The 26,513-nt window shown below is 75.3% G+C and carries 27 protein-coding genes and 2 tRNA genes; 17 read left to right on the top strand and 12 right to left on the bottom strand.

The annotated features are described in order from the left end of the window. The first annotated feature begins 68 nt into the window (after nt 1–68). Complete coding sequence (locus C8D89_RS21845; protein ID WP_243418293.1) at nt 69–668, top strand: TetR-type transcription factor C-terminal domain-containing protein; 600 nt, start codon at nt 69–71, stop codon at nt 666–668. Here C8D89_RS21845 and C8D89_RS21840 read toward each other — a convergent pair whose 3' ends face one another. Beyond that, nucleotides 669–2,063, bottom strand: a complete 1,395-nt coding sequence (locus tag C8D89_RS21840; RefSeq protein ID WP_116710237.1) for a phosphotransferase family protein — start codon at nt 2,061–2,063, stop codon at nt 669–671. Next, nucleotides 2,060–3,313: an acyl-CoA dehydrogenase family protein gene (locus tag C8D89_RS21835; RefSeq protein WP_116710236.1), complete on the bottom strand. Its 1,254-nt coding sequence runs from the start codon at nt 3,311–3,313 to the stop codon at nt 2,060–2,062. The genes C8D89_RS21840 and C8D89_RS21835 overlap by 4 nt, the downstream gene beginning before the upstream one ends. A 539-nt stretch (nt 3,314–3,852) precedes the next feature. On the opposite strand from C8D89_RS21835, the gene C8D89_RS21830 reads away from it, so the two are divergent. After that, a complete protein-coding gene (locus tag C8D89_RS21830; protein ID WP_116710235.1) occupies nt 3,853–4,662 on the top strand; it encodes a crotonase/enoyl-CoA hydratase family protein in 810 nt (269 codons plus the stop codon). Nucleotides 4,663–4,689: 27 nt separating this feature from the next. Here C8D89_RS21830 and C8D89_RS21825 read toward each other — a convergent pair whose 3' ends face one another. Next, entirely contained in the window at nt 4,690–5,301 is a 612-nt protein-coding gene (locus C8D89_RS21825) for a TetR/AcrR family transcriptional regulator (protein ID WP_243418292.1), read from the bottom strand. 78 nt (nt 5,302–5,379) lie between these two features. On the opposite strand from C8D89_RS21825, the gene C8D89_RS21820 reads away from it, so the two are divergent. The 6 genes from C8D89_RS21820 to C8D89_RS21795 are packed head-to-tail and all read left to right on the top strand — an operon-like array spanning nt 5,380 to nt 12,227. Continuing rightward, a complete protein-coding gene (locus C8D89_RS21820) occupies nt 5,380–6,549 on the top strand; it encodes an acyl-CoA dehydrogenase family protein (protein WP_116710233.1) in 1,170 nt (389 codons plus the stop codon). Beyond that, entirely contained in the window at nt 6,546–8,123 is a 1,578-nt protein-coding gene (locus C8D89_RS21815; protein WP_243418291.1) for an acyl-CoA carboxylase subunit beta, read from the top strand. The genes C8D89_RS21820 and C8D89_RS21815 overlap by 4 nt, the downstream gene beginning before the upstream one ends. A 22-nt stretch (nt 8,124–8,145) precedes the next feature. Beyond that, nucleotides 8,146–10,071, top strand: a complete 1,926-nt coding sequence (locus C8D89_RS21810; protein ID WP_116710231.1) for an AMP-binding protein — start codon at nt 8,146–8,148, stop codon at nt 10,069–10,071. Next, nucleotides 10,068–10,520, top strand: coding sequence for a MaoC family dehydratase (locus C8D89_RS21805; protein ID WP_116710230.1), 453 nt, complete (start codon nt 10,068–10,070; stop codon nt 10,518–10,520). The genes C8D89_RS21810 and C8D89_RS21805 overlap by 4 nt, the downstream gene beginning before the upstream one ends. Then, nucleotides 10,517–11,326 carry an HpcH/HpaI aldolase/citrate lyase family protein gene (locus tag C8D89_RS21800; protein WP_116710229.1) on the top strand — a complete coding sequence of 270 codons (810 nt, stop codon included), beginning with the start codon at nt 10,517–10,519 and terminating at the stop codon, nt 11,324–11,326. Before C8D89_RS21805 ends, C8D89_RS21800 begins: the two co-directional genes overlap by 4 nt. A gap of 7 nt (nt 11,327–11,333) precedes the next feature. Next, nucleotides 11,334–12,227, top strand: coding sequence for an LLM class flavin-dependent oxidoreductase (locus C8D89_RS21795; RefSeq protein ID WP_116710228.1), 894 nt, complete (start codon nt 11,334–11,336; stop codon nt 12,225–12,227). 21 nt (nt 12,228–12,248) lie between these two features. On the opposite strand, the gene C8D89_RS21790 is transcribed toward C8D89_RS21795, so the two are convergent. Beyond that, nucleotides 12,249–12,449, bottom strand: coding sequence for a hypothetical protein (locus C8D89_RS21790; RefSeq protein WP_133252012.1), 201 nt, complete (start codon nt 12,447–12,449; stop codon nt 12,249–12,251). Here C8D89_RS21790 and C8D89_RS21785 point away from each other — a divergent pair. Beyond that, the gene (locus tag C8D89_RS21785) at nt 12,448–12,717 is read left to right on the top strand and encodes a hypothetical protein (RefSeq protein ID WP_116710226.1); all 270 of its coding nucleotides are present in this window, start codon (nt 12,448–12,450) and stop codon (nt 12,715–12,717) included. The two genes, C8D89_RS21790 and C8D89_RS21785, sit on opposite strands and share 2 nt — an antisense overlap. Nucleotides 12,718–12,720: 3 nt before the next feature. Here C8D89_RS21785 and C8D89_RS30840 read toward each other — a convergent pair whose 3' ends face one another. Further along, nucleotides 12,721–12,855 (bottom strand): hypothetical protein, encoded by a 135-nt coding sequence (locus tag C8D89_RS30840; protein WP_279323399.1) that lies wholly within the window; start codon nt 12,853–12,855, stop codon nt 12,721–12,723. 227 nt (nt 12,856–13,082) lie between these two features. Here C8D89_RS30840 and C8D89_RS21780 point away from each other — a divergent pair, with 227 nt between their 5' ends. Next, entirely contained in the window at nt 13,083–13,580 is a 498-nt protein-coding gene (locus C8D89_RS21780) for a cupin domain-containing protein (protein WP_116710225.1), read from the top strand. Nucleotides 13,581–13,652: 72 nt separating this feature from the next. Here C8D89_RS21780 and C8D89_RS21775 read toward each other — a convergent pair. Further along, nucleotides 13,653–13,730, bottom strand: a tRNA-Ile gene (locus tag C8D89_RS21775). A gap of 420 nt (nt 13,731–14,150) precedes the next feature. Between C8D89_RS21775 and C8D89_RS29440 the strand changes: the two genes are divergently transcribed. From C8D89_RS29440 to C8D89_RS21755, 5 genes are all read left to right on the top strand, one after another. After that, nucleotides 14,151–14,300: a hypothetical protein gene (locus C8D89_RS29440; protein ID WP_165825858.1), complete on the top strand. Its 150-nt coding sequence runs from the start codon at nt 14,151–14,153 to the stop codon at nt 14,298–14,300. Nucleotides 14,301–14,352: 52 nt separating this feature from the next. Continuing rightward, nucleotides 14,353–14,985 carry a hypothetical protein gene (locus C8D89_RS21770; protein WP_243418290.1) on the top strand — a complete coding sequence of 211 codons (633 nt, stop codon included), beginning with the start codon at nt 14,353–14,355 and terminating at the stop codon, nt 14,983–14,985. Between the two features lie 63 nt (nt 14,986–15,048). Next, nucleotides 15,049–16,686, top strand: coding sequence for an alkaline phosphatase D family protein (locus C8D89_RS21765; protein WP_116710224.1), 1,638 nt, complete (start codon nt 15,049–15,051; stop codon nt 16,684–16,686). Nucleotides 16,687–16,815: 129 nt separating this feature from the next. After that, complete coding sequence (locus tag C8D89_RS21760) at nt 16,816–17,982, top strand: metallophosphoesterase family protein (RefSeq protein ID WP_116710223.1); 1,167 nt, start codon at nt 16,816–16,818, stop codon at nt 17,980–17,982. A 7-nt stretch (nt 17,983–17,989) separates the two neighbouring features. Beyond that, complete coding sequence (locus C8D89_RS21755) at nt 17,990–20,764, top strand: ATP-binding protein (protein WP_116710222.1); 2,775 nt, start codon at nt 17,990–17,992, stop codon at nt 20,762–20,764. Nucleotides 20,765–20,766: 2 nt separating this feature from the next. Here C8D89_RS21755 and C8D89_RS21750 read toward each other — a convergent pair whose 3' ends face one another. Genes C8D89_RS21750 through C8D89_RS21740 form a run of 3 tightly spaced genes read right to left on the bottom strand, consistent with a single transcriptional unit; the run spans nt 20,767 to nt 22,918 of the window. Next, on the bottom strand, nt 20,767–21,318 hold the full coding sequence (locus C8D89_RS21750) for a DnaJ family domain-containing protein (protein WP_116710221.1): 552 nt from the start codon (nt 21,316–21,318) through the stop codon (nt 20,767–20,769). An 11-nt stretch (nt 21,319–21,329) separates the two neighbouring features. Next, complete coding sequence (locus C8D89_RS21745) at nt 21,330–22,010, bottom strand: 4'-phosphopantetheinyl transferase family protein (RefSeq protein WP_207787354.1); 681 nt, start codon at nt 22,008–22,010, stop codon at nt 21,330–21,332. After that, nucleotides 22,007–22,918: a metallophosphoesterase family protein gene (locus C8D89_RS21740; RefSeq protein WP_116710220.1), complete on the bottom strand. Its 912-nt coding sequence runs from the start codon at nt 22,916–22,918 to the stop codon at nt 22,007–22,009. The genes C8D89_RS21745 and C8D89_RS21740 overlap by 4 nt, the downstream gene beginning before the upstream one ends. 150 nt (nt 22,919–23,068) lie before the next feature. Here C8D89_RS21740 and C8D89_RS21735 point away from each other — a divergent pair, with 150 nt between their 5' ends. Next, the gene (locus C8D89_RS21735; protein ID WP_165825857.1) at nt 23,069–24,292 is read left to right on the top strand and encodes an adenylate/guanylate cyclase domain-containing protein; all 1,224 of its coding nucleotides are present in this window, start codon (nt 23,069–23,071) and stop codon (nt 24,290–24,292) included. A gap of 392 nt (nt 24,293–24,684) precedes the next feature. Here the strand turns inward: C8D89_RS21735 and C8D89_RS21725 are convergent. After that, nucleotides 24,685–24,757, bottom strand: a tRNA-Asn gene (locus tag C8D89_RS21725). A 118-nt stretch (nt 24,758–24,875) separates the two neighbouring features. Here C8D89_RS21725 and C8D89_RS21720 point away from each other — a divergent pair. Further along, nucleotides 24,876–25,157 (top strand): hypothetical protein, encoded by a 282-nt coding sequence (locus tag C8D89_RS21720; RefSeq protein ID WP_116710217.1) that lies wholly within the window; start codon nt 24,876–24,878, stop codon nt 25,155–25,157. Between the two features lie 3 nt (nt 25,158–25,160). On the opposite strand, the gene C8D89_RS21715 is transcribed toward C8D89_RS21720, so the two are convergent. Together C8D89_RS21715 and C8D89_RS21710 are read right to left on the bottom strand one after the other, a co-directional pair. Further along, nucleotides 25,161–25,934 (bottom strand): trans-aconitate 2-methyltransferase, encoded by a 774-nt coding sequence (locus C8D89_RS21715; RefSeq protein ID WP_116710216.1) that lies wholly within the window; start codon nt 25,932–25,934, stop codon nt 25,161–25,163. Then, nucleotides 25,931–26,509, bottom strand: coding sequence for a hypothetical protein (locus C8D89_RS21710; RefSeq protein WP_116710215.1), 579 nt, complete (start codon nt 26,507–26,509; stop codon nt 25,931–25,933). The genes C8D89_RS21715 and C8D89_RS21710 overlap by 4 nt, the downstream gene beginning before the upstream one ends. Nucleotides 26,510–26,513: the final 4 nt, after the last annotated feature.

The raw sequence follows: 26,513 nt of genomic DNA, 5'->3' as shown, positions 1-26,513 counted from the left end.
CGCCGGAACTTACCGAGCGTTCGTCAAGCGGTGGAACCCCCGGAACCGTCCCACCTATCCTCCACCCCGTGACCTCCCTGCCGACCGTGCCGCGCGGCGCCGGCCGGGACGCCATCACCGACGCCGCCCGCGAGATCTTCGCCGAGCGTGGCTACCACGGGACCTCGGTGCGCGACATCGCCCGCCACGCGGGGCTGTCGCTATCCGCGCTCTACTACTGGCACCCCAGCAAGCAGCACCTCCTCGCCGCCCTGGTCGAGGAGAGCACCCAGGAGTACTTCGAGCGCTGCGACGCGGCCCTGCGCGAGGAGGGCGACGAGCCCGCCGACCGCCTGCGCGCGCTCGTGCGCGCCACCGTCGAGTACCGGGTGAGCCGCCGCGTCGAGAGCGCCATCGCGGCCTCCGAGTGGCGCAACCTCTCGCTCGAGAACCGCGAGCGCCTCGACGGGCTGCGCCAGGCGGCCACGCGGCTGTGGAGCGACCTGATCGCCGAGGGCGTCGCGCGCGGGGTCTTCCGGTGCGCCCACCCCGAGGACGCCCGGCGGTCGGTGATCGCCGCGTGCAACGCGATCGCGCAGTGGTACGAGCCGGGCGGGGACATCACCCTGGCCGACCTCGTCGAGCGCTACGGCGACATCGCGCTGCGGATCGTCGACCACCGGGGCTGATCAGCTCGGCAGGGTGGCGTAGCGGGGGTTGACCACCGCGAGCCGGTCGCTGACCGCGGCACGCACCGCGGCGAGAAGCGCGGGGTCGTCGGCGGCGACGGCCCCGCGGCGGATCGCCCTCGCCAGTTCCGCCTGGTCGCGGTACCCGAGCGCGGCCAGACGCTCGCGGTGCCGCCGCTCCATCTCCGGGCCCAGCGCGAGCTCCCGACCGACGCCGGCGAGGGCGTTGGCGGCCACCCGCGCGAGGTAGGCGACGCGCTCGTCGCCGGCGGTGACGACGTCCTCGCGCAGGTAGGTCCGGACGGCCTCGACGAGGTCGGCGGCCGAAGGGCGGCCGAGCAGGTCCGACGTGGGAGCGAGGGCGTCCCTGGCTGCGTGGGACGCAGCGGAGGCGTCCCTCGCTGCGACGGCGGGCGGCTCGTCGACGCCGATGCCGAGCGCGAGCAGCAGGTCGTGCTCCTGCTCGGCCACCCGCCTACCGATGGCCGCGAGCTCGACCGACGGCGTGGCCCCCGACAGGTGCCGCTCGGCCATCTCCCGGCAGTGCAGGGCCCACCAGGTCGTCCGGTGGACCTGCCACCAGCGCACCGCCTCGGCGTCGGGACGTTCCCCCGCCACCTCGGCGTAGCCGTCGAGCAGCTCGTCGAGCGTGCCCAGGCCCGCGACCGGCAGGGGCGCGCCGAAGCGCCAGCACTTCACGCTGAGCCAGCCGAGATCCTCGCGGGGATCGCCGCGGTGCACGAGCTCCCAGTCGAGGACCGCGCGCAGCCCGGTCTCGTCGACGATGAGGTTGCCGAGGCGGAAGTCGCCGTGGACCACGGCCTCGGGCACGACCTCCGGCCGGTGGCGCTCGAGCCAACGCAGCGCGATCTCGACCGTCGGCAGCGGCTCGCCGAGCCCGTCGACCGTGGTGCGCAGGTGCTCGACCGGGTCGGCGGCCGCGAGCCCCGGGACGTCGTCGAGCGGGATCGCGTGGATCCGCGCGAGCGTGCGGCCCAGCTCGGCGGCGAGCCCGGCGCGGGCCTGCGCGTATCGGTCCTCGCGCAGCAGGCGCGGGCCGAGCGTCTCGCCCTCGACGTGCGCGGTCACGAGGTAGGGCGCGCCCACGGTGGTGGCGTCGGTCCCGCTGTCGACCAGCGGCGGGACCGGGACGCCGGCGGCGTCGGCGGCCGCGATCGACGCGGCCTCCAGGGCCATGCCGTCGGGGCGGTCGGCGCCCGGGGGGTCCCGGCGCAGCACCAGGTCCCGGCGCGTCCCGTCGGCGTGGGCGGCGGTGAACGACCAGGTCTCGCGGCTGGCCCCCGCGGTCAGGCGACGGAGCCCGTCGACGGCGACGGGGGCGTCGGCGACGGCCGACAGCCGGCGCGCCAGCCGGGCGGCGAGGTCGTCGGTCATCGCTTGCGGGGGCCCACGAAGCCGAACAGGTACGCCGCCACCTTCCGCATCTGGATCTCCTCGGCGCCCTCGGTGATGCGGTAGCGACGGTGGTGGCGGTAGATGTGCTCGAACGGGGTGTGCCGCGAGTAGCCCAGGCCGCCGTGCACCTGCATCGCGCGATCGGCGGCGTCGCAGACGAAGCGGTTGGCGCGGTAGTTGCACATCGAGACGCGGTCGCTGATCTCGGCGTGCGGGACGCGGTCGAGCTCCCAGGCGGTCTTGCGCACCAGCCCGCGCAGCATCTCGGCCTCGGTCTGCAGCTCCACCAGCGGCCACTGGATCGCCTGGCGGGTGGCCAGGGGCGCGCCGAACGTGTGGCGCTCGCGGGCGAAGGTGACGCTGCGGTCGATGCAGTACTGGCCGGCGCCGACGCCGCTGGCGGCCTGGCGGATACGGTTCTCGTGCACGAAGGTCTGGGCGACGGCCAGCCCGCCGCCCTCCTCGCCGAAGATCGCGTCATCGGGGACGCGGACGCGGCGCAGGGTCACCTCGGCGTGGTCGGTGGGCATGTTGAACGTCCACCAGTGGAAGTCGACCGAGAAGCCCGGGGTGTCGGTGGGGACGAAGAACGCGGTGATGCCGCGGGCGTCGCCGTCCTCGCCGGACGTGCGGGCGAAGACGACGTCGTGGGTGGCCGAGTGCATCCCGGAGTTCCAGCGCTTGGCCCCGTCGATCACCCAGTCGCCGCCGTCGCGGACCGCGGTGGTCTCCATCCAGGTGGCGTCGCTGCCGTGGTCCGGCTCGGTGAGCCCGAACCCGATCCGTGCCGAGCCGGTGAGCATCGGCTCGAGGAACTCCTCGCGCTGCGCATCGGTGCCGAACTCCATCAGCATGTGCGCGAACGGGAAGTTGCCGACCACCGACGACTCGTTCTGCAGGTCGTTGTGCAGGCCCAGGCCGCGGTGGGCGAGGTGCTCGCGGATCACCGCCATGTCGAGGTTCGTGCCGTCCGACCCGCCGACCGCGCTCGGCAGCCCGTAGCGCAGCCAGCCCGCGGCGTCGGCGCGCCGGAACATCTCGGCGAGCAGCTCCTCCCACTCGGGGCGCGGGACCCCGCCGTTCTCGAAGTCGGTGCGGGCGTACTCGCGCCGGTGGTCGAAGAAGCGCTCGTTGTCGTCCTGCTGCTCCAGCGGCCGGATCTCCCGCTCGATGAAGTCGTCGAGGTCGGCGAGCCGCTGCGTCAGCTCCGCGGGGAGCTCGAAGTCCACCGCCGACTCCCTCCTGAACGCGCGTTCAGCGAGCATGCCAGCGCCGCCCACCCGCACGGAAGACCGACCGCTCGCCACACGGGCTGCGCAAGCAAGGCACACGGGGTGTGCGAGCAATGCGGCGTTGCTGGCACCCAACGCCAGGATCGCCACATTCTCGCGAGGGCGACACGCCGAGCCCGCAGCAGGCCACCTCTCGCGGCCTCGCCGTGAGCCCCTCGACGAGCAGGCCAGTACCGCCCGTGCCGGTCTTCCCGACGGCCCTACGAGGCCGGTGTCAGGGAGCCCGTGCGACACCGACGAGTCATCGACGACACGTGCTCCCTGACCACCGGCCGCTGAGCTCGACCCGCGGTGGTACGCCGCCTCCGGCGTGCCGCGCCGACGAGGATGTGGCGTTCCTGGCGCTGAACGCCAGCAAAGCCGCATTGCTCGCACACCCCGTGTGCGCCGCGCCCTTCCCGTCCGCATCGATCGCGGCGAGGTGCGTGCTGAACGAGCGTTCGGATAGCGTGGCCGCTTCGTCGAGGAGGAGCGCGATGGCCGAGGAGCGGGTGCGGGTCAGGGTCGCCGACGGGGTGGCCGACGTGCGGCTCGCGCGGCCGGAGAAGCGCAACGCCCTCGACCCCGCGATGTTCGAGGGCCTCGTCACCACCGGCGAACAGCTCAAGGGCGACCCGAGCGTCCGGGTCGTCGTCCTCTCCGGTGAGGGCCCCGACTTCTGCGCCGGGCTGGACTTCGGCTCGTTCCGCGCCATGTCCTCCGGCGAACGCCTCTCGGCGGCGGCGCAGCTCCCGCCCACCGACGGACCCGCCCGGGCCACCGGGCAGCGCGCGGCGTGGGTGTGGGCCGAGCTCGCGGTGCCGGTGATCGCCGCGATCCAGGGCAACGCCCTCGGCGGCGGACTGCAGATCGCGCTCGGCGCCGACATGCGCCTCGTCGCCCCGGACGCCCGGCTGTCGGTCATGGAGGTCAAGTGGGGCCTGGTCCCCGACATGACCGGGACCCAGGTGTTGCCCGAGCTCGTCGGCCGCGACGTCGCCAAGGAGCTCGCGCTCACGGCCCGGGTCGTCAGCGGGACCGAGGCCGCCGCGCTGGGCCTCTGCACCCGCGTCGAACCCGACCCCCGCGAGGCCGCTCTCACGCTGGCGCGGGAGATCGCCGCCCGCAGCCCCCACGCCGTCCGCGCGACCAAGCGCCTGCTCGACGCCGCCGGCCGGGTGGACCTGCGCACCGGCTTCGCCGCCGAGCAGACCGAGATCGGCGCGCTGATCGGCAGCCCGAACCAGGTCGAGGCGGTGACGGCCGGCTTCGAGAAGAGGGACCCGGCGTTCACCGACCCGTCATGAGCCTGTCGGCCCGAAGTTCGTCTCATATCACCCGTCCAGCACCGGCAACAACGCCGCGGCGATGTCCTCGCCCAGCTCCCGCGGCGACCGGGGCCCCGCGGGGTCGAACCACTTGTAGGTCCAGTTCGCGGCACCGAGGCACGCGTTGACGTACGTCCGCACCGCCATCGGCAGCGTGCGCCCGCTCTCGTCGAGGTGGCGCTGCACCGCGCCCAGTACGACGTCCTCGAACGCGCGCCGACGCTCGAGGATCGGCTCGGCGAGCTCCGCCGGCAGCTCGGACTCCTCCTCGAAGCAGATCGTCAGCAGGTCGCGGTGCTCGCAGGTGTACGCGACGCGGTCGACGAGCAGCCGGCGCACCGCCTCCCGCGTCGACGGCGCCGACGCGACGATCGCTTCCGCGCGGGCGGTGCTCTCGTCGAGCACCTCCTCGTACACGGCGACCAGCAGGGCCTGCTTGTTCGCGACGTAGTGGTAGAGCGCCGGCTTCGAGAGCCCGACCTGGGCCGCGACGTCGTTCATCGAGGCGGCGCGGTAGCCGCGGCGACTGAACACCGCCACGGCGCCGGCGAGGATTCGCTGCCGCTGCTCGTCGGCGCGCGTCCCCCGTGCCGAACCCGCCGCCCCCCGCGTCGCCACGGCCGCCCCTTCCCTTGACCCCATCACTGTGATGTGGCTTACTCTCGTCCGACCGGTCGGTCGACACAAGGGAGCACGGTGACCTACGACCTCTCCGAGGTCCACGAGGACTTCCGGCGCACCTGCCGGGCCTTCACCGACCAGCGGGTCCGTCCCGTCGTCCTCGAGGCCGAGCGGGACGGGCGTCCGCCCGAGCGGCTGTGGAAGGAGATGGGCGACGCGGGCCTGCTCGGCCTGCTCACGCCCCCGGACTTCGGCGGCTCGGCGGGCGAGGGCGGCGAGGCGACGGCCGTCGCCGTGCTCGCCGAGGAGCTGACCCGGGCCTGCGGCGGCATCGCGGTCAGCGCGCTCGTCAGCGCCTACATGGCCGCGCCGCACCTCGTCCGCCACGGCACGCCCGCCCAGCAGGAGCACTGGGTCGCGGCCCTGGCCGCCGGCGAGGCGATCGCCGCGATCGCGGTCACCGAGCCCGGCGCCGGCTCGGACGTCGCGGGGATCGGCACCCGCGCGCGGCGCACCGGCTCAGGGGAGCACGCCGAGGGGAGCTGGGTGCTCGACGGCCGCAAGATGTACATCACCAACGCGGGCCTGGCCGACGTCCTGGTCGTCGGCGCCAAGACCGACCCCGGGGCGGGCCACCGCGGCATCACGACGTTCGTGGTCCCCGCCGGGACGCCGGGGCTGTCGATGGGCCGGCCGCTGGCGAAGATGGGCTGGCACTCGTCGGACACGCGCGAGGTGGTCCTCGACGGGGTCGTGCTCGGCGAGGACGCGGTGCTCGGTGTCGAGGGCCGCGGGTTCCACCAGATCATGGACGCCTTCCAGCTCGAGCGGGTCGCGCTTGCGGCGATGGGCGTCGGGCACGCCGCCGAGGCGCTCGACACGGTCACCGAGTACGTGCGGGGCCGTGAGGTCGCGGGCGAGCCCCTCACCGGGCGCCAGGCGATCCGCCACCGCCTCGCCGCGATGGAGATCGAGCTCGAGGCCGCGCGAGTGATGACGTACAAGGCGGCCGACCGGCTCGACCGCGGCCACCCCGAGGCCGACCGGTCGGTGGCGGCGGCCAAGTACTTCGCGGCGAAGGCGGCGGCGTGGATCGTCGACGAGGCCGTGCAGCTGTTCGGGGGCGCGGGCTACCTCGAGGAGACGCCGATCGCGCGCCACCACCGTGACGTGCGCATCCTGCGCATCGGCGGGGGCACCGACGAGATCCAGCTCGAGATCCTGGCGAAGCGGCTGGTCCCGTGACGACCAACAGCACTCCTCCCGCGTGGGAGGTGCCGGCGTCCTGTCCCCCCGGGACGCCGGCACCTCCCTCGGGGGACGACGTGCTCGCGGCCGCCGAGCGGGCTCGCCGCGGCGGCGACACCGGCCGCTGGCCCGACAAGCTCCCGGTGCGCGACCGGCTGGACGTCCTGCTCGACCCCGGCAGCTTCGTCGAGGACGGCGTGCTCGCCGCCGCGACCGAGCCCGGGATGCCCGGCGACGGCGTCGTCACCGGGGTCGGCACCGTCGAGGGCCGCCCGGTGGCGGTGATCGCGCACGACTTCGGTGTCAAGGCCGGCTCGTGGGGCGAGCGGACCTGCGAGAAGCAGATCCGCATCCTCGAGCGGGCGGACCGCGACCTGCTGCCGGTGTTCTACCTCGTCGACTCCGCGGGCGGGCGGCTCACCGAGCAGATGGGCTTCTTCCCCGGCCGCCGCGGGGCGTCGAAGATCTTCCACCTGCAGGTCGCCCTGTCCGGACGTGTCCCCCAGATCTGTTGCCTGCACGGGCCGAGCGCCGCCGGCGGGGCCTACATGCCGGCGTTCACCGACTGGGTCGGCATGGTCGACGGCCGCGCCTCGATGTACCTCGCGTCGCCCCGGGTGGCCGAGAAGGTCACCGGCGAGCGCACGACCGCCGAGGAGATGGGCGGGGCGCGGATGCACGCCGAGGTCTCCGGGTGCGGCGACGCGGTGTTCGACGAGGACTGGCAGGCCCTCGCCGCGGCCCGCCTGCTGCTGTCCTACCTCCCCGACCACTTCGGCCGACGGCCGCCCGACGCCGAGCCCCGCGAGGCCGAGGCCCACGGCTGGGACGGCGTGGTGCCCGAGGACCCGACCGTCGGCTACGACGTCCTCACGGTGATCGACCGGCTCGTCGACGCCGGCTCGTTCTTCGAGATCAAGCCCGACTGGGCGCAGGAGATCGTCGTCGGCTTCGCCCGCCTCGAGGGCCGCGTCGTCGGCCTGGTCGCCAACCAGCCCCGGGTGCGCAGCGGCGCCATCCACGTCGACTCCGCCGACAAGGCCACGCGGTTCATCTCGCTCTGCGACGCCTTCGACGTCCCCCTGGTGTTCCTGCAGGACGTGCCCGGGTTCATGGTCGGCGTCGCCGTCGAGCGCCAGGGGATCATCCGCCACGGCGCCAAGATGATCGCGGCGATGGCGTCGGCCGAGGTCCCGAAGTTCACGGTCGTGCTGCGCAAGGCGTACGCGGCGGGCTACTACGCGATGTGCGCGCCGGGCTTCGAGCCGCGGGCCACCCTCGCCCTGCCCAGCGCGTTCATCGGCGCCATGGGTCCCGAGGCGTCGGTCAACGCCGTGTACGCGGGCAAGATCGCCGCGATCGAGGACCCGGACGAGCGCGCCGCGTTCGTCGCCGCGCGGGTCGAGGAGCACCGCGCCGAGGTCAACCTGCTGCGCATGGGCGACGAGCTCGTCGTCGACGCCGTCGTGCCCGGCGAGGACCTGCGCGGCGAGCTCGTCGCGCGCCTGCGGCACGCCGACGGCTGGACCCGCACGCCCGGACGCCGTCACCACCTCGTCAGCCCCGTCTAGACGGACCGGAGGAGAGACGATCATGGACGATCGCGACGCCCTCACCACCCTGATCTCCGCGCCGCGCCGGCCCCTCGAGGAGCGGTGGCGCTCCCCCGCCCGGGCCGCCGAGCTGGCCGACGCCCGCGCCCGCCACGACGCCGACCCCGACGACTACTGGGCCTGGGTCGCCGAGCAGCACCGATGGCTCACGCCCTGGCACACCGTGCGCTCCGGTGAGCTCGGCGACTTCCGCTACTTCGAGGGCGGGCGCATCAACGTCGCCGACAACTGCGTCGACCGCTGGGCCGAGGATCCCGCCACCGCCGACCGCCCCGCCGTCGTGTGGGAGGGCGAGCCGGGCGACACGCGCACATTGACCTATGCACAGCTCGCCGACGAGGTGAACCGGCTGGCCGGGGGCCTGCGCGCGTTGGGGATCCGGCAGGGCGACGTGGTCGCGGTCTACATGCCGAACCTCGTCGAGGCGTTCACCGCGATCCACGCCTGCAACCGCATCGGCGCGATCTACACCGTGCTCTTCTCCGGATTCGGCCGCGACGCCGTCGCGTCCCGGCTGGCCGCGGCGCGCGCGAAGGCGGTCGTCGTCGCCGACGCGATCCACCGCCGCGGCAAGGCCGTGCGGCTGCTCGAGACCCTGCGCGCGGCGCGGTCCGACGCCCCGACCGTCGAGCACGTCGTCGTGGTCGACCGCACCGGGAACGGCGTGCCGCTCCACGCTGACGAGGTGGGCTACGCCGCCCTGCTCGCGGAGCACCCCGAGGGCGCGCCGATCGTCGCCCTCGACCCCAACGAGGCCGCCTTCCTGATCTTCACCAGCGGCACCGAGTCGCGCCCCAAGGGCGTCGTGCACTCCGTCGGCGGCTTCCTGCTCGGGACCTGGGCCAACGTGCACTGGCAGGCGGGCCCGGTCGAGGGCGACGTCTACTGGGTGGCCGCCGACGTCGGCTGGCTGACCTTCCCCATCCAGGCCGTCATCGGCGGGCTCGCCGACGGCGCGACGATCGCCTGCTACGAGGGCGCGCTGGACACGCCGTCGCCCTCGCGGTTCTACGACGTGTGCGAACGCCACGGCGTCACGCAGGTGCTGTGCGCGCCGACGGTGCTGCGGATGCTGCGCAAGTTCGGTGACGACCTCGCCGCGTCGCACCCGTTGCCCCGTCTGCAGCTGATCACCGTGCAGGGGGAGCCCCTCGACGGCGAGACCTTCACCTGGACCACCGAGACGTTCGGGGTGCCGGTCGTCAATGCCTACGGGCAGACCGAGACGGGCTCGACCTGGACCTACCCCGTCACCGGTGTCGACGACCTCAAGGCCGGCTCGACGGGCACCCCCGTGCCCGGCCACGCGTTCGCCATCGTCGACGACGAGGGCACCGAGGTCCCCGCCGGGACCAAGGGCAACCTCGTCCTGACGCGGCCGTTCCCGACGCTCGCGCGGACGGTGTGGGACGACCACGAGCGCTACCTGTCCACCTACTTCGGGCGCTTCCCCGGGCGGTACGCCACCAACGACGAGGCCGTGGTCGACGACGACGGGCACCTGTGGGTGCTGGGCCGCGCGGACGACGTCATCAACGTGGCGGCCCACCGGCTGTCGACGATGGAGATCGAGGCCGTCGTCGGCACCCACCCGAAGGTGGTCGAGGCCGCGGTGGTCGGGGTGCCGGACGCCACCAAGGGCACGGTGCCGGTGGCGTTCGTGACGGTCGCCGGGGACGCCGAGGGGGTGGCCGACGAGGTGCGCACGCTGGTGGGCGACACCATCGGCGGACTCGCACGGCCCGACCGCGTGATCGTCACCCCGGCGATGCCCAAGACCCGCACCGGCAAGATCATGCGCCGGCTGATGCGCGAGATCCTCCTGCACGGCGAGGCGCGGAGCGACACCAGCGCGCTCGAGGACCCGGGCAGCCTGAAGGCGCTGGCGGCGGCGGTGCGCGGATGAGCGGCCTGTGGTTCGAGGACCTCACCGAGGGCCTGACCGTGCAGCACGCGACCCGCCGCACCATCACCGAGACCGACAACGTGCTGTTCACGACGATGACGATGAACCCGGCACCGCTGCACCTCGACCACGACTACGCGTCGCGGACCGAGTTCGGCCGGCCGCTGGTCAACAGCATGTTCACCCTGGCGCTCGTCGTCGGGCTGTCGGTGCCGGAGCTGACGCTGGGCACGATCGTCGCGCAGCTCGGGCTGGACGACGTGGCGTTCCCGGCGCCGGTGTTCCACGGTGACACGGTGCGCGTGGAGACCGAGGTGATCTCGGCCCGACCCTCGGGGTCGCGGCCCGACGCGGGGATCGTGGTGTTCGAGCACCGCGCCCGCAACCAGCGTGACGAGCTGGTGTGCCGTTGCCGACGGACCGGGCTGATGCATCGGAAGCCGGCATGAGGGTCCCGCGCAGCCTGCTGTTCGTGCCCGGGTCCCGGCCGGACATGGTGGCCAAGGTGCCGCGCTGGTCGCCGGACGCGGTGGCGGTCGACCTCGAGGACGCCGTCGCCCCCGCGGACAAGGAGACCGCGCGCGCGGCCGCCGTGCGGGCCGTCGCCGACCTGCCGCGCGACACCGGGACGCTCGTGCTGATCCGGGTCAACGCCCCGGCCTCACCCTGGTACGCCGACGACGTGGCCGCGGTCGCGGGATCGGCGGCGGACGGCGTCGTCCTGCCCAAGCTCGAGACGGTCGACCAGCTCGTGGACCTGCGCGCCCGGGTGGGCCTCCCCGTCGTGGGGGGTCTCGAGACGGCCCGGGGCGTCGCGCGGTGCCGGGAGCTGCTCGCGGGCGGGGTGCTCGCGGCGTACTTCGGCGCGGAGGACTACATCGCCTCGGTCGGCGGGCGCCGCACCGCGGAGGGTCGCGAGGTGCTCTACGCGCGTAGCGAGGTCGTCCTCGCCGGGGCGATCGCGGGGGTGGGCGTCCTGGACCAGGTGGTGGTCGACGTCCGCGACGCCGAGGCGTTCCGCGCCGACGCCGCGGCCGGCCGCGACCTGGGCTACGACGGGAAGTGCTGCATCCACCCGTCGCAGGTGGCCCTGGCCCACGAGGCGTTCACGCCCACCGACGGGGAGGTCGGCCACGCCCGGCGGGTGATCGAGGCCGGTCGGTCGGGGGTCGGCGTGGTCGACGGCGAGATGGTCGACGACGTGCACCTGAGGATGGCGCGGGCGGTGCTGGCGCGGGCGGGGGTCCCGGAGTGAGGCCGGCGTGAGGCTCGGTCTCGTCCTGCCCCCGACGGTCGACCCGGCGGACGTACCGGCGACGGCGCGGCGGGCCGAGGAGCAGGGCTTCGACCTCGTCGCCAGCGGCGAGCACGTGCTGTTCGGCAGCCCGACGCCGAACGCGTTCGTGGCCCTCGCGGCGGCGGCGTCGGTGACCTCGCGGGTGCGGCTGCTCAGTGCCGTGACGCTGCTGCCGCTCTACCCCGCGCCGCTCGCGGCGAAGATGGCGGCGACGCTCGACCGCGTCTCGGGCGGACGCTTCGAGCTCGGCGTCGGGGTCGGCGGGGAGAACCCGGTGGAGTTCGCGGCGTGCGGGGTGCCGGTGCGCGAGCGCGGCCGGCGCACCGACGCCGCGCTCGACGTGCTCGTGCGTCTCCTCGCCGGCGGGGCGATCGACGTGGACGGCACGCCCGCGACGCTCGACCCGCTGCCCCTGCAGCGCCCGCGCCCGCCGCTGTGGGTGGGCGGGCGCTCGGAGGCGTCGATGCGCCGCGCGGGCCGGGCCGGCGACGTGTGGATGCCGTACCTGGGCAGCCCCGACCGCGTCGCCCGCGGGCTGCGCACCGCCCGCGAGGAGGCCGAGCGCCACGGCCGCGACCCCGCCGGGGTCACCGGGGCCTACTTCGCGTGGACCGCGGTCGACCCCGACCCGGCCCTCGCCCGGCAGCGGGCGCTCGACGTACTGCGCGCGACCTACGGGCAGGACATGACGCGCATCGTCGACGCCTGTGTCCCCCACGGCACACCCGAGCAGGTCGCGGCGCGGCTCGCCGAGTACCGGGACGCGGGCGCCGAGTCGGTCGTCGTCGCACCGGCCACCGACGACGCCGAGCGGGACGTCGCCCTCCTGGCGCGCGAGGTCCTCCCCCGCCTGCGCTGAGCGTCCCGCGGGCTCGAGGCCCTACGCCAGGATCAACGGCCGGTAGCCGAGGACCGAGGCGGCCCCGTCGAGGTAGGCCCGGCGGTGCGCCCGCGGCACCCACTCCTCCACGGGGTGCACGGTGAGCATGCCGCCGCCGGCGATCCGCCAGCGGTCCTCGTCGGCGAGGGCGAGCGCGGCGTCCTGCTCGCCCTGGGCGCGGGCCTGGTCCTCGTCGGTCATGCCCGGCACGGTGCCCGAGGTCGACGCCCGGGTCCAGATCAGCGGACCCGGGTGCGCGACCCGGCGGTCGTCGATCGGCAACGCCACGGACACCGGCACCGGTACCTCCCGCGTCGTCGTGGCGCCAGGATCGGGGTCATCGCTGCTCGAGCTCCTCGAACGTGTCGTCGACCTCGTCCGGCGGCACGCGCCGCAGGCGGCGATCGCGTTCAACACCGGCCCGGACGACAGGGTCGACGCCGCCCAGCGCTGGCTGGGCGCCCGCTGACCGTCAGTCCTGCACCGGCGCCAGCCCGCCGAAGCTCCGGCGCCAGCGGTGGTGCTCCTCGCACTCCCACCACCCGCCGCCGGGGGCGTTCTCGGAGACGATCCACTCCAGGTCGAGTCCACAGCTCGGGCAGATCATCGACCCATCGGAGCGGGTCGGGAGCAGGAGCGCAAGCACATCGAGGGACCGGCTTTCCCGAGCGGCAGGAGTGACGTGGGCAGGTCGATTCGATCGACCTGACGGTTCGGCGCTCGACGTTGCGTGCCCGTGCTGGCTTCGGGGTCAGCGTCAACGGACGATCGGGACAGGCAAGCGTCCAGAACCAGGACGCTCTCCAGCGCTTCTCGAGGAATCGGGAGGAGAACATGTCCGAGCCGTTCGCCGTGCCGCCGGACGGCGGTCGGGCGACGTGGACCGACGGGTTGAATCTCTTCAAGGCCACGGCCGAGGACACCGGAGGCGCCCTGGCCGTCTGGGAGTCGCTGATGCCTCGCGGCTCTTCACCCGTGCTCCACGTGCACCACCACGAAGACGAGGCGTTCTACGTCCTCGAGGGAGCCATGACGTTCCGTGTCGGCGACGAGTTCGTCGATGGGCCGGCCGGGACGTTCGTTTGGGGGCCCCGCGGGGTTCCGCACCAGTTCAGAGCAGACAGCCCGACCGCTCGGTTGCTCACATGGTTCGTCCCGGCAGGAGGCGAGCAAATGTTCTTCCACTTCTCTCGTCCGGCTGAGGAATTGACACTGCCGCCCCCGACCCAGGAGCCCTCGCACGGGCTGCGACCGGAGGAGCTCGAGACGATCGCCCGGCGCTATCAAATGGAGGTGCTGGGGCCTCCCATGAGGTCGAGATCGACGACGTGACCAGACAGGCGGGGGGCGCGCAAAGTGGCGAGCCACAGCGTGTGCGTTCGCACCGCGTCTGATCCGCCGTCGTGGTGGGGCAGGTCGGGCTCGAACCGACGACCTGACGGATTATGAGTCCGCTGCTCTGACCAGCTGAGCTACTGCCCCCGGGGCGCCGCGCGCCGGCCACGGACCGCGGCGGGGCGAGCCTACGACACCGGCCCGGCGGAGCCGGGCGCCGAGGTGCGTCTCGCGACGGCGAGATCTGATTTGCTGGAGCGAACGTTCCGCTCACCGAAACCTCCGCACCACGATTCCGGATCTTCCCGGATGGGACGCGGTCGGACACCCCGGCCGCCCGCGCGGCCCGGCCTCCGAGTGAGTGGAGTGATCGACCGGCACCTGCCGGAGCAGGACACGGAGGAGAGCCGCTCCCCACAGCCGCTTCCGCGAGCGCCCGGTCCGGACCGCCCACGAGTCCGGACCGGGCCCTCGTCCGTGGGTGCACGGCCGCCAAGGCGGATCTGGACATCGGCGGGTTCGCGGACGACGCTGGACGCACGTCACCCCGATCGCTCGGAGGCCGCCATGCGCCTGGGACGTCGACTCTCCGCCGGCATCGCCGAGGACCCGCCCGCGACGCGCGAGGCGCCGGACGAGACCCCGGCGAACCCGGCCCCGGCCGAGGAGGTCACGGCGGAGCACCGTGAGCCGGCCGAGCAGCTGGCCGATCGGTAGGGCCCGCCCGCGGCCGGGGGGTCCGCTCACCGGGTACAAGATCGCGTTCCCGATGATCTCCGCGGACTCCCGCCGTGCCGGGTTCAACGGCGTCGCCCTGGGCCGCTCGCAGGTCTACGGCCCGGTCGCCGACGCGGTGTGCATCCAGAGCCCGCGCCACCGCTGCCCGTCGTCGTGGTGCGACTGCGGCTTCTACTGCTTCCACGCGCTCGCCGACGCCCGCGACCTCGCGTGCGATCCGCAGTACCAGCACAGCGTGCTGCTCGAGATCGCGGCGTCGGGCCGCTACATCCGCTACGAGCTGGGCCTGCGCTACGCGCGCCAGACGGTGCGCTCGGTGCGCCTCGGACGCTGCGGCTGCGGGCGCGCCGCGACGGCGCTCGCCGACGGCGGGCCCGGTCTCACGGGCTGGCGGCGGCTGCACCCCGTGTGCGGGCTCTGCGCGGGGCCGCGCCCGGTGCTGACGCCCGAGGCGTTCCGGGCGCGGTGCGGCGGGGTCCCGGTGCATCACGACGAGGCCGTCGACGACTCCGCGGCGACCGCGTTCGCCCCGCTGCCCGGCGCCGGGGACGACGTCGACGACGCCGCGCTCGTGCCGCTGCTCGCCGCGGAGGTGGCCCTGCTGCAGGCCCGCCTCGACCAGGTCCAGAGCCGCTTGGAGCAGCTGACCCGCCGCTCGGACTGACGACGCGGTGCGCACGGCCCGCCCGCGTGGCCCGACGGGGGTCGGTTGCGGTAGGTAGGACGGGTGACGTCCCTGGAGCTCGGCCCGGTCCTGCGCCACGTCGGCACCACCACCGCCACGGTGTGGGTCGAGACCAGCGAGCGCTGCACCGTGGAGGTGCTCGGGGCCTCCGCACCGACCTTCCAGGTCTGCGGTCAGCACTACGCGCTGGTCGTGGTCGAGGGCCTCGAGCCCGGCACGTGCGTGCCCTACGAGGTGCGTCTCGACGGCGAGGTCGTGTGGCCGATCCCCGGTCTCGCGACCCCACCGAGCCACCTGCGCACGCGCGCGGAGTCCGACGACACCGGTCGGCTGCGCTTCGTCTACGGGTCGTGCCGCTTCCCGCCGACCGACGACCCCGAGCTCGAGGCCTCGCTGGGCATCGACGCGCTCGACGCCTACGCCGCCCGGCTCATGGACCTCGTCGGTGCGGCCGACGACGCCGCCGAGGTCCTGCCCGACGCGTTGTGCCTGCTCGGCGACCAGGTGTACGCCGACGAGATCACGCCTCGTACCGAGCGGTGGATTCGCGAGAACCGCGACCCGGAGGCGGGCCCCGGGCTGGAGATCGCCGACTACGGCGAGTACGCGCACCTCTACGCCGAGTCGTGGACCGACCGCGAGCTGCGCTGGCTGCTCTCGACGGTGCCCACCGCCATGATCTTCGACGACCATGACGTCCGCGACGACTGGAACACCTCGCAGACCTGGCGCGAGCAGATGGCGGCCAAGCCGTGGTGGCCCCAGCGCATCCGCGCGGGCCTCGCGTCGTACTGGGTCTACCAGCACCTCGGCAACCTCGATCCCGAGACCCGCGACGCCGACCCGCTCTACCGCAAGGTGATCGAGGCCGACGGCGACGTCTTCGACCTGCTCGCCGACTTCGCGGCCCGCGCCGACGCCGAGGTCGGCGAGCCGACCGGCGTGCGCTGGAGCTACCGCTGGGACCTCGGGCGCACGCGCCTGCTCATGGTCGACTCGCGCTGCGCCCGGGTTCTCAACGAGCAGGACCGACTGATGATCAACGACCACTCGTTCGCGTGGATCGAGGAGAACGCGACGGCCGCGCCGGGCGAGGACGACGTCGACCACCTGCTGCTCGGCTCGTCGATCCCCTGGCTCATGCCGCCGGCGGTCAGCCACGTGCAGTCGATCGACGAGTGGGCGGCCTCGCGGGGCAGCAGGCTCGCCGAGACCGTGCGCCAGGCCGTCGACCTCGAGCACTGGCCGGCCTTCCGCGCGTCGTTCGACCGGCTCGCCGACCTCGTCCGCGGCGTCGCGTCCGGGCCGAACGCGCCGGCGACGGTCTGCGTGCTCTCCGGGGACGTCCACCACAGCTACGCCGCCGAGGCCCGCTACCCGTCCCCCACGCGCTCGCGGGTCTACCAGCTGACCTGCTCGCCGGTGCGCAACGGCGTCCCCTGGTTCATGGAGTACGTGTTCGCGCTGGGCTGGTGGCGCGGGCTCACGAACGTGCTCGGCCGTGTCGCGCGGGCGGCCGGCATCGGCGACCCGCCGCTGACGTGGTCGACGATCGGCGGCCCGTGGTTCGGCAACGCCGTGTCGACCCTGGAGGTCACCGGCCGCCAGGCGTGCGTGCGCGTCGAGCGGTCGGGCAGTCGCGGCGGCCTCGAGCCCGTCGCGGAGATCCCGCTGACCTGACCGGAACCGATCGCGGCGCCGCTGCGTCGAACCCAGTGCCGGATCGAGCGCGGTGCGGTGCGTGTCGTTCCCCGGGCGGGGGGCGGCGTCGTTCTACGGTCGAGGGTCGAGCAGCGGGAGGAGGCACGCGTGCGGTTCGTGCACACGGCCGACTGGCAGCTCGGCATGACACGGCGGTACCTGGGCGCCCGGCCCGCGAGGGAGGCCGGCGGGCCCACGGGCGAGGCGCAGGCGCGCTTCGCCGAGGCCCGGCTCGACGCGGTACGCGCGCTGGGGCGGATCGCCGACGAGGCCGACGCGGCGTTCGTGCTGGTGTGCGGCGACGTGTTCGAGTCCAACCTCGTCGGTCCCGAGGTGGTGGCCCGCGCGTGTGAGGCGCTGGGGTCGTTCCGCACCCCGGTGCTGCTGCTGCCCGGCAACCACGATCCCGCGGACGCGTCCTGCCTCCTGCGCCGGCCCGACTTCGTGCGTCGCCGCCCGCCGCACGTCACGGTGCTGGACACGCCCGGGGTGCACGCGGTGGCGCCGGGCGTCGAGGTCGTCGCCGCACCGTGGCGCTCGAAGCACCCGCTCTCCGACCTCGTCGGCGAGCAGCTCGCCGCCCTCGACCCGGCGCCGCCGGGCACGCTGCGGGTGGTCGCCGGGCACGGCGAGCTCGACGTGCTCGACCCCGACGACGACGAGCCCGCGCGCATCCGACGCGACGGGGTGCTCGCCGCGCTGGCCGACGGGCGGGTGCACTACGTGGCCCTCGGCGACCGGCACTCCGCCTGGGCCGACGCCGCGGACGACCGCATCCGGCACGCCGGGACGCCCGAGGTCACCGACTTCGACGAGGTCGACCCCGGCCACGTCCTCGTGGTCGACCTCGACGAGCACGCCGCGCGGGTGCGCACCGAGACCGTCGGGCGCTGGCGGTTCGTGCGCCACTATGCCGCGCTCGACACCGACGCCGACCTCGACGCCCTCGACGCCTGGCTCGCCGCCCGCGCGGACAAGGAGCGCACGGCGGTGCGGCTCGTCCTGCGGGGGACGCTCTCGCTGCGCCAGCGCACCCGGCTCGACGAGCTGCTCGGCGGGCACGGCCACGCCTTCGCCTCGCTCGAGATCCTCGAGCCGCACTCCGACCTCGCGACGGTGCCCGACGACGCCGACCTCGACGCGCTCGACCTGCACGGCTTCGCCGCCGACGCGGCCGCCGAGCTGTTCGCGGCGGCCGGGCGGGCGAGCGAGGGCGCCGGCGACGTCGAGGCCCGCGACGCCCTGCGCCTGCTGCACCGGCTGGTGGGGTCGTGAGGGTGCCATGAGGCTCCACCGCATCCGGCTGCGCGACTTCCGCGGCGTGCACGACCGGGAGATCACGCTCGCCGAGCACGGGGTCACGGTGCTGCAGGGCGACAACGAGGTGGGCAAGACGTCGACGCTCGCCGCGCTCGACCTGCTGTTCGACGCCGCCGACTCCTCGCGCCGCGCCGAGATCCGCCATGCCCAGCCGGCGGGGGTCGACGCGGGTCCCGAGGTCGAGGCGGAGGTGTCCACCGGCCCGTACCGCTTCGTCTACCGCAAGCGTTGGTTGCGCCGGCCCAGCACCGAGCTCAGCGTCCTCGAGCCGGCACGGCAGCAGTTCACCGGCGCGGAGGCGCATGCCCGGGTCACGGCGATGCTCGACGAGACCATGGACCGGGTGCTGTGGCGGACGCTGCGCGTCGAGCAGCACACCGCCGTGGGGCAGGCCGACCTCGGCGGGCAGGACGCGCTCACCCGTGCGCTCGACCGCGCCGCCTCCGGGCCCACCGGCGCCACCGGTTCGACGGCCCGACCGGACCCGAGCGTGGACGACGGGCTGGTCGCCCGCGCCGCCGACGAGCTGCGCCGCTACCGAACCCCCAGCGGGCGGGCCACGGGCGAGCTGCGGGCGGCCGAGGTGCGCCGCGCCGACGCAGAGGCCGAGCACGAGCGGTGCCGCGCCGCGCTCGAGGCCGTCGAACGCGACGTCGCCGCCCGCGACCGCCTGGACGCCGAGCTGGCCGGCGTGCGGGCGCGCCGGCGGGCGCACGGCGACGAGGTCGCCGAGCTCGAGGACCGGTGGGCCGCGCTGCAGTCCCGGCTGCGCGAGGTCGACGCCGCACGCGGGCGGGCCGTGCTGGCCCGGGAGCGCGCCGAGGCCGCCCGCGAGCGCCGCGAGGCCCGCGACGCCCTGGTCGCTGCCGCCGAGGCCGACGCGGCCGCCGCCGAGACGGCCGCCGCCGCCGTGGCCGCCCACGAGGCCGAGCACGCCGCCGCCCACGACGAGCGCGACGCCCGCCGGGGGGCCGACACCGCGGCCCGCGCCGACGCCGTCGCCGCGCGCCGGGCGGCCGACGCCGCCGCCCGGGCGGTGACCGCCGCCCGGGACCGCGCGGAGCTCGCCGACCTGACCGAGCGGCTACGCCGTGTCGCCGAGGCCCAGGCCGGCCTGGACGCCGCCGAGCGGGTGCTCGCCGACACCACGGTGGACGAGGACGCGCTGGCCGAGCTCGAGCACCTCGCGCGCGACCTGCTGCGTGCCGAGGCCGCCCGCGACGCCGCGGCGGCGCGCGTCGAGCTGACCGCTCCGGCGCCGCTGACGGTCGTCGTCGACGGCGAGGAGGTCCCGCTCGGGCCGGGCGAGACGCGCACGCTGCCGGTGGCCGGGGCGCGGGCGCTGTCGGTGCCGGGCGTGCTCGACGTACGGGTGCGGCCCGGGCTCGACGAGGCCGGCCGGGACGACGCGGTGCGCGAGCGGGCCCGGGAGCTGGCGGACGCATGCGAGGAACGCGGGGTCGCCGACCTCGAGGCCGCACGCGCCGCGCTCCGGGCCGCCGACGACGCCGCGCGCCGGGTGGAGGAGCACCGGGCGGCCCTCGCCCGCGAGCTGGTCGGCCACGACCACGCCGCGGCGCTGCGCGCCGCCCACGACGCGGTCCGCCGGCGCCTCGACGACGCCCCCGCGGGCCAGGACGACCTCGCGGCCCTGCACACTGCCGCCGACGAGGCCCTCGCCGCGGCGGAGGAGGCCGCGAACCGGGCGGAGGAGGCGGACGCCGCGTGCCGGACGGCCGAGGACGCGGTGCGCAAGGCCGACACCCGCGCCGCGGTGCTCGCCGAACGCGCCGCCGACGCCCGCCACGCCCACACCCGCCGGGTCGAGGAGCTGCGTGCCGCCCGGGCCGAGGAGCCCGACGCCGCGCTCGCCACGGCCGAGCACGAGCGGCTCACCCGGGCCCGCGAGGCGGAGCGGGAGCACGAGGCGCTCGCGGCCGCGCTCGCCGGGGACGACCCGGACACGGTGGAGGCCCGGGTGGTCAACGCCCGTGCGGTCGCCGAGCGCCTCGCCGGCGAGGTCGCGCGCCTCGAGCGCGAGCACGCCGAGACCACCGGCCGTCTGCAGGCCGCCGGGCACCAGGGCTGGCACGACCAGCTGGCCGCGGCGGAGGCCGAGCTCGACGCCGCGGTCCGCGAGCACGAGGCGGTGACGCGCCGGTCGTCCGCCGCGCGCCGGCTGCACGAGTCGCTGACCCGCCACCGCGACCGCGTGCGCCGCTCCTACGTCGCCCCGTTCCGCGCCCAGGTCGAGCGGCTCGCGCGCATCGTGTTCGGGCCGACGCTGTCGCTGGAGATCGACGAGGACCTCCGCATCACCCACCGCACACTCGACGGCACCACGGTCGCGTTCGGCGCGTTGTCGAGCGGAGCGCAGGAGCAGCTGGGGCTGTGCGCCCGCCTGGCGTGCGCCGCGCTGGTCGACCCGGCGGACGGCGTGCCCGTGGTGATCGACGACGCACTGGGCCACACCGACCCCGAGCGGCTCGCCCGCCTCGGCGCCGTGTTCACCGCGGCCACCGCCGCCGCGGGTGCCGCCCAGGTCGTCGTCCTGACCTGCACCCCCGAGCGCTACCACGGCATCGGAGCGGCGACGGTCGTCCCGCTCGCGCCCTCCCGCCGCCCCCGCGAGCGCGGTGCGTCGGACCGCGCCGCGCCGGTGCACGTCGCGGACGACGTCCCGGCCGCGACGCCGGGCACGGTCCTCGACCTGCCCCGGGCGCCCCGCGCGGGCTGACGTCAGTCCCGGCGGCGCAGCCCCAGGGCCCTTCGCAGGCGCGACCACCGACCACGCGGGGCCGGCGCCTCCACGGCCGGGCCCGCGTCACGCGCTCCCGCCGCCCGCGCCGCCCGCGCGGCCCGCTCCGCCCGCGCGGCCCGCTCCGCCCGCGCGGCCCGCTCCGCCCGCCAGCCGGCGACGATCTCGTCGGCGCGGGGCACCGGCACCGCGATCTGCGGGCCGTCGGGGAAGCGCAGCCAATGGGCCACGCGCGCGGCGAGGGCGGCGACGGTGTCGCGGACCTCGCGCTCGGTCTCCATGTCCCGGACGGTCTCGGGCAGGCGGTCGATCTCGCGGCGCAGGCGCAGCGGCGTCGGCAGCAGCACGTCGTTCGGCAGTCCCTCGCGCTCGAGGTACGAGCGCAGCCACCAGTTCTCGTCCTGCGGGCCGTGCAGACCCCGCAGGGGCTTGCCGGCGCCGCGCAGCCCGTCGAACGCGCCCTGTTCCTGGGCCTCGCGGATGCGCTGCTCGACCACCGACTCGTAGCGCACCCAGTAGCCCTCGTCCCGCATCGGGGACGACGCTAGTGGGAGCTCGGCAGCACCGCGATCGCGGTGATCACGAGCCCGTCGCGCACGACCCAGCGGCCGTCGAACGCCGCGATCTCCTCGCCGTCGACCCGCGGACCGGGCACACGCAGGGCGGCGTGGAAGGTCCCGTCGAGGGCGGGGACGAGCTCGGCGTCCTCGAACCCGAGCCACCGCCCGGTCAGCGGGAACCACGCCTTGTAGACGCTCTCCTTCGCGCTGAACAGCAGCTTGTCCCACCGCACGTCGGGACGGTCACCGGCGAGGCGGTCGAGCTCGGCCCGCTCCCCCGCGTCGCTGACCGCGTCGAGGACGCCGTCGGGCAGGGGCCCGTGGGGCTCGGCGTCGAGGCCGACGGCGCGGACCTGGTCGCGCCACGCCACGGCCGCGGCCCGGAACCCGGCGCAGTGGGTGATCGCGCCGACCACCCCCGCGGGCCAGACCGGTGCCCGCTTGTCCCCTACCGGGATCGCCGAGGGCGTCGCCCCGAGCCGGCGCAGCGCCGCCCGGGCGCAGGTCCGGGCGGTGGTGAACTCCGCGCGGCGGGACGCGACCGCCCGGGCCACCGCCGCCTTCTCCTCCGGCGCGAGCTCGGCGGCGGGGTCGTCCGCGGTCGCCACCACCGTGACGACCGGCGCGGGCAGGACGGCGGCGAGGGCGGGGTCGGTGCTGGTCACGATCGTGCCCAGCGGGCGCGCCGCTCGGCGGCCCACGCGGTGAACGGGTCGGGGCCGTCGTGGGCGGGGCCGGGCAGGACGTCGCGCAGCGCCCCGCGCACGAGCCCGTGACGCTGCCACTCGCGGGGGTAGCCCACCGACACCTCCTCGCAGCGCACCCCGTCCTCGACCGTCGTACGCGGGATGTGGAGGTGGCCGTAGACGACGACCGCCGCCTCGTGGCGGATGTGCCAGTCGCTCGAGGCGGTCGTGCCGCACCAGAGGGCGAACTCGGGGTGGCGCAGGACCCGCGTCGGCGTGGGGGTCAGCGGCCAGTGGTTGACCAGCACCGTCGGCATCCCCGCCGGCCGCTCGGCGAGGCGGGCCTCGGTGAGGGCGAGGCGGTCGGCGCACCAGGCGGCGGGGTCGGGGTACGGGTCGCAGGACATGAGGATCTCGTCGGTGGCGACGACCCCGGCGTCGCGGGCGACCTCGAGCGCCGCGGAGTTCGACCAGTCGGCCGGGATCGAGGGCGGGCGCACCGAATAGTCGTAGAGCAGGAACATCGGGCACACCAGGGCCGGCCCGCCCACGCCGTCCCACACCGGCCACGGGTCCTCAGGGGTGAGCACGCCGAGGTCCCGGGCCGCCGCCACGAGGTGGTCGTAGCGCGCCGGGCCCACGAGGTCGACCTCGTCGCCCGGCGGCGTCCAGAGCTCGTGGTTGCCGGGCACCCAGACCACCTGCGCGAAGCGCGATGCCAGGATCTCCAGCGCCCACGTGGTGGTGGCGACGCGATCGCCCACGTCGCCCGCCACGATGAGCCAGTCGCCGGGGTGGGTGGGGTGCAGCTCCCGGACCAGGTCCTCGTTCTCCGAGCGGTTGGCGTGCAGGTCGCTCGTGGCCAGCAGGCGCGGGCCGCTGCTCATGGGTCCTCCTCGTCTCCCGGCGCCACCGTACGGACCCCGGCGGGTGCCGGGCGGCCGGCGGTGACCGGCCTCCCACCCGTCGGTCGTGCTCCGCTCCGCTCCGCCTCCCACGGGGTGTGACCTCCCGACCGCTTTGGCACCATGCCCCTCGTGCCGCCGCGTCACCGCACATCGCTGCCGATCCCGGCGCGGATCCGGTCGGTGATGGCCGAGGGCGACTACGACCGCGCCGGCCTGCTCGACGGTCTGTCGGGCGACGAACGTCGCACGCGGGTGTCGGTGCTCGAGTCGCTGTCGGCCGACGGCGTCGACATCGAGACGATGCGCGACGCGATCGCGCGCGATCGCCTGGGGCTGCTGCTGATCGAGCGGACGCTGCGCCCCGAGGACGGGCACTCGCTCAACGACGTGTGCCGGCTGGCCGAGCTCGACGTCGAGGTCGTCCGGCGCTGGTTCCAGGGCCTGGGACGTCCGCTGGCGCCCGACCCGGACGAGGCGATCTACACCGACGAGGACGTCGAGATCGCCCAGCGCATCCACCGCTACCGCAGCCTCGGTTTCTCCGACCAGGAGATGATGCCGGTCGTGCGGGCCATCGGGCGCGGGGTGCTGAACATCGCCGACGCCCTCGGCGGGCTGCTCGGCGAGGCCCTGCTGCACGACGAGCCGGAGCCCGAGCTGGCGCTGCGCTACGCCACCGAGGCGCGCCGGATCGTCGAGGACGACTCCCTGCACCTCGTGCACCTCGTGGCCGCGGCGCTGGCCGACCGCATCCGCTCGCACGCGCTGGCCGTCGAGGAGTCGAACGCGGGGCGCCTGCGCGGCGCGCAGGACGTCACCGTCTGCTTCGCCGACCTCGTCGGCTTCACCGATCTCGGCGAGTCGATCTCGGCGGTGGAGCTCAGCGAGGTCGCCGAGATGCTCTCGGCGTGCGCCACCGAGGTGTCGTCGTGGCCGGTGCGCCTCGCGAAGGTCATCGGCGACGCGGTCATGCTCGTCTCGCCCGACCCGACCGCCCTGGTGAGCGCCGCGCTGGACCTCGTCGAGACGTGGTCGGGGGCCGACGACGGACGGCCGGCGCTGCGGGTCGGGGTCGCCAAGGGCGTCGGCGTCCCGCACGCCGGTGACTGGTTCGGGCCGCCCGTCAACCTCGCCAGCCGCGTCACGGAGACCGCCCGCCCCGGTCAGGTGACGGTCACCGCCGCGGTCCACGACGCGGTGCTGGCCACGGCGCCGGACGATCCGCCGTTCCGCTTCCGTGCCGCGGCCCCGCGCAAGTTCAAGGGTGTCCGCGGAGCGCAGCGGCTGTACCGGGTGCACCGTCGCTCGAACGGGCCACGCAACAACGGCGCCGGCACTGATCGAGCGGACTAGCTGCTCGACCGCCGGCGCCGCGGGCGTCGCGATGATGGTGGGCCGGGGCCCGCTCCCCAGCTGCCGTATCCGGCCCACCACCACGCGGTCGGTGCCCCCGGGCACCCGGGCCGGGACTCCCTGTCCGGCTCGCGGAGGAGCGTGCCCCCGGTGCGCTCCTCCGCACCAGGGGGTTCCCGTGCAGTTCACTCGACGAGGGCACGGCACCACTCGATGCGGTGACCCGCCCCCGGGTCCCGTCGGGCGCGGTCGGGACCGCACGGCGCGGCGCCGACGCTGGACGCCCGCCGGGGACCGCGCGGAGAACCGTCGGCACGGCTCCACCGCCGGGCGACGACGCGGGGCACGCGGCGATCGGGGAGATCACCGCGGCCGTCCGCGTGCAGGAAGGGCTCCTCCGACTGGACTCGAACCAGTAACCCTTCGGTTAACAGCCGAATGCTCTGCCGATTGAGCTACGGAGGACCGCTGCGTCCGGTACGTCGCCGTGCCGGACGGGAACACGATATCGCACAGGGCTCGGTGCCCCTCCCGACGGGGTGGGGCAGGATGGACCGACCACGACCTCGGAGGAGAACACCTGATGATCATCCCGTTCCTGCTGGGTGCCGGCGTGGGCTACGTCCTCGGGACGCGGGCGGGCCGCGAGCGCTACGAGCAGCTCTCCCGCGCCTACCGGCGGGTCGCGGACCACCCCAGCGTGCAGGGTGCGGCCGGGGTCGCCCGCGCGAAGGCCGGCGAGGCCGTCCAGGCGGGTGTGTCGATCGCCAAGGACAAGGTGTCGTCCGGCGGCCCGTCCGAGGGCGGCGAGCCCACCGCGCCGGGTCGGTCCACGGCCAACGGATCGGCCGCACCCGGACGCTGACGGTCAGCGAGCCCCGAGCACCGCGAACACCCGGCGGAACCCGAACCACGTCGTCCCCGCGTCGTCGGGCGGGTAGGCCGCGCCCAGGCGCGGGGCGAGGTCGGCGCGCAGGCGCTCCCACTCCGCGTCGGCGAGCGCCGCGCGGACGGGGCGCAGCGTCGTACCGGCGATCCACTCACCGACGGGGTCGTCCCCGCTCAGCGGATGCAGGTAGGTCGTCTCCCAGCAGTCGACGTGGGCGTCGCGCCGGGCCACGGCCAGCAGCCGGGCGTACTCCTCGGGGGTGCCGACGCCGTAGGCGGCCAGCCCCTCGGGGAGCCGGCCGGCCCACGCGTCGGAGGCCACCAGGTCGCGGGCGATCGTGTGCGACGGCGACGCCTCGTTGCCCGGCACCTGGACCGCGAGCCAGCCGCCGGACGGCAGCGCCGCCGCCCAGCGGGCCAACAGGTCGCGGTGCTCGGGCACCCAGTGCAGCACCGCGTTGCTCACCACGACGTCGGTGTCCGGGCCCGGCGTGAAGTCGCGGACGTCGGCGAGCTCGGCGTCGACCCCGGCCTCCCGTGCCGCGGCCACCATCTCCGGCGACGAGTCCGAGGCCCGCACCCGGGCCTCCGGCCAGCGTGCGGCCAGTACGCCCGTGAGGTGCCCCGGCCCGCAGCCGAGGTCGACGACCTCGCGGGGGGCGCTCGCCCCGATGCGGCCGACGAGGTCGAGGAACGGGCGTGCCCGGTGGTCGTCGTGACGCCGGTAGAGCACCGGATCCCAGGAGAGGGTCACTCCCGGCCCTCGTCGGCGGCGCGGCCCCGCCCCGCCTCGCGCAGCTTCTCGGCCACCCCGACCGCGACCGTCCGCACGGTCTCCGGGTCGGTGCCGGGGTCGGGGCGGACGTGCAGCACGATTCCGGCGCCCGGGACACGGCGCTGGACGAACCAGGCCCCGCCCCCGCTGTCACCGCTACCGAGGTCGTGGTGCTGGCTGTCCTTGATCGCCGCGGTGACGCGCCGGTGCACGGTCTCGGGCAGGCGGCCCGGCTCGACCAGCGGCACGCGGCGCGGCGGCCGGTCGGCGAGCAGGACGACACCGCCGGCGATCTCGTCGACCTCGTCGGCCTCGATCACCTCGAGCGCGCCGTTCGCCCAGGTGGCCTTGGAGACCAGGTGCCAGGCGACCCGCGCCGCACCCTCCCCCGACGCCGCCGGTGGCAGCCAGAGACCGCGGTCGGTGCCCAGCACGACCGATCCGCGCGGGCCGCGACCGTCGGCGATCACCCGCTCGCCGTCGTCGAGGGTGCCGGCGAAGCCCTCGGGCACCGGCTCACGCCCGGTCAGCAGCGTCCGCAACCGATCGACCATCCCG

The organism is Actinomycetospora cinnamomea (assembly GCF_003096675.1).
Lineage (GTDB): Bacteria > Actinomycetota > Actinomycetes > Mycobacteriales > Pseudonocardiaceae > Actinomycetospora > Actinomycetospora cinnamomea.
This window is presented reverse-complemented; position numbering and strand designations above follow the sequence as displayed.

What these genes read in the sequence shown, in the direction of transcription:
- C8D89_RS21840 (WP_116710237.1), bottom strand. Translation starts at nt 2,063, where the DNA reads ATGACCGACGACCTCGCCGCCCGGCTGGCGCGCCGGCTGTCGGCCGTC.
- C8D89_RS21830 (WP_116710235.1), top strand. Translation starts at nt 3,853, where the DNA reads ATGGCCGAGGAGCGGGTGCGGGTCAGGGTCGCCGACGGGGTGGCCGAC.
- C8D89_RS21810 (WP_116710231.1), top strand. Translation starts at nt 8,146, where the DNA reads ATGGACGATCGCGACGCCCTCACCACCCTGATCTCCGCGCCGCGCCGG.
- C8D89_RS21805 (WP_116710230.1), top strand. Translation starts at nt 10,068, where the DNA reads ATGAGCGGCCTGTGGTTCGAGGACCTCACCGAGGGCCTGACCGTGCAG.
- C8D89_RS21800 (WP_116710229.1), top strand. Translation starts at nt 10,517, where the DNA reads ATGAGGGTCCCGCGCAGCCTGCTGTTCGTGCCCGGGTCCCGGCCGGAC.
- C8D89_RS21785 (WP_116710226.1), top strand. Translation starts at nt 12,448, where the DNA reads ATGCCCGGCACGGTGCCCGAGGTCGACGCCCGGGTCCAGATCAGCGGA.
- C8D89_RS21790 (WP_133252012.1), bottom strand. Translation starts at nt 12,449, where the DNA reads ATGACCGACGAGGACCAGGCCCGCGCCCAGGGCGAGCAGGACGCCGCG.
- C8D89_RS30840 (WP_279323399.1), bottom strand. Translation starts at nt 12,855, where the DNA reads ATGATCTGCCCGAGCTGTGGACTCGACCTGGAGTGGATCGTCTCCGAG.
- C8D89_RS21780 (WP_116710225.1), top strand. Translation starts at nt 13,083, where the DNA reads ATGTCCGAGCCGTTCGCCGTGCCGCCGGACGGCGGTCGGGCGACGTGG.
- C8D89_RS29440 (WP_165825858.1), top strand. Translation starts at nt 14,151, where the DNA reads ATGCGCCTGGGACGTCGACTCTCCGCCGGCATCGCCGAGGACCCGCCC.
- C8D89_RS21770 (WP_243418290.1), top strand. Translation starts at nt 14,353, where the DNA reads ATGATCTCCGCGGACTCCCGCCGTGCCGGGTTCAACGGCGTCGCCCTG.
- C8D89_RS21755 (WP_116710222.1), top strand. Translation starts at nt 17,990, where the DNA reads ATGAGGCTCCACCGCATCCGGCTGCGCGACTTCCGCGGCGTGCACGAC.
- C8D89_RS21750 (WP_116710221.1), bottom strand. Translation starts at nt 21,318, where the DNA reads ATGCGGGACGAGGGCTACTGGGTGCGCTACGAGTCGGTGGTCGAGCAG.
- C8D89_RS21740 (WP_116710220.1), bottom strand. Translation starts at nt 22,918, where the DNA reads ATGAGCAGCGGCCCGCGCCTGCTGGCCACGAGCGACCTGCACGCCAAC.
- C8D89_RS21720 (WP_116710217.1), top strand. Translation starts at nt 24,876, where the DNA reads ATGATCATCCCGTTCCTGCTGGGTGCCGGCGTGGGCTACGTCCTCGGG.
- C8D89_RS21710 (WP_116710215.1), bottom strand. Translation starts at nt 26,509, where the DNA reads ATGGTCGATCGGTTGCGGACGCTGCTGACCGGGCGTGAGCCGGTGCCC.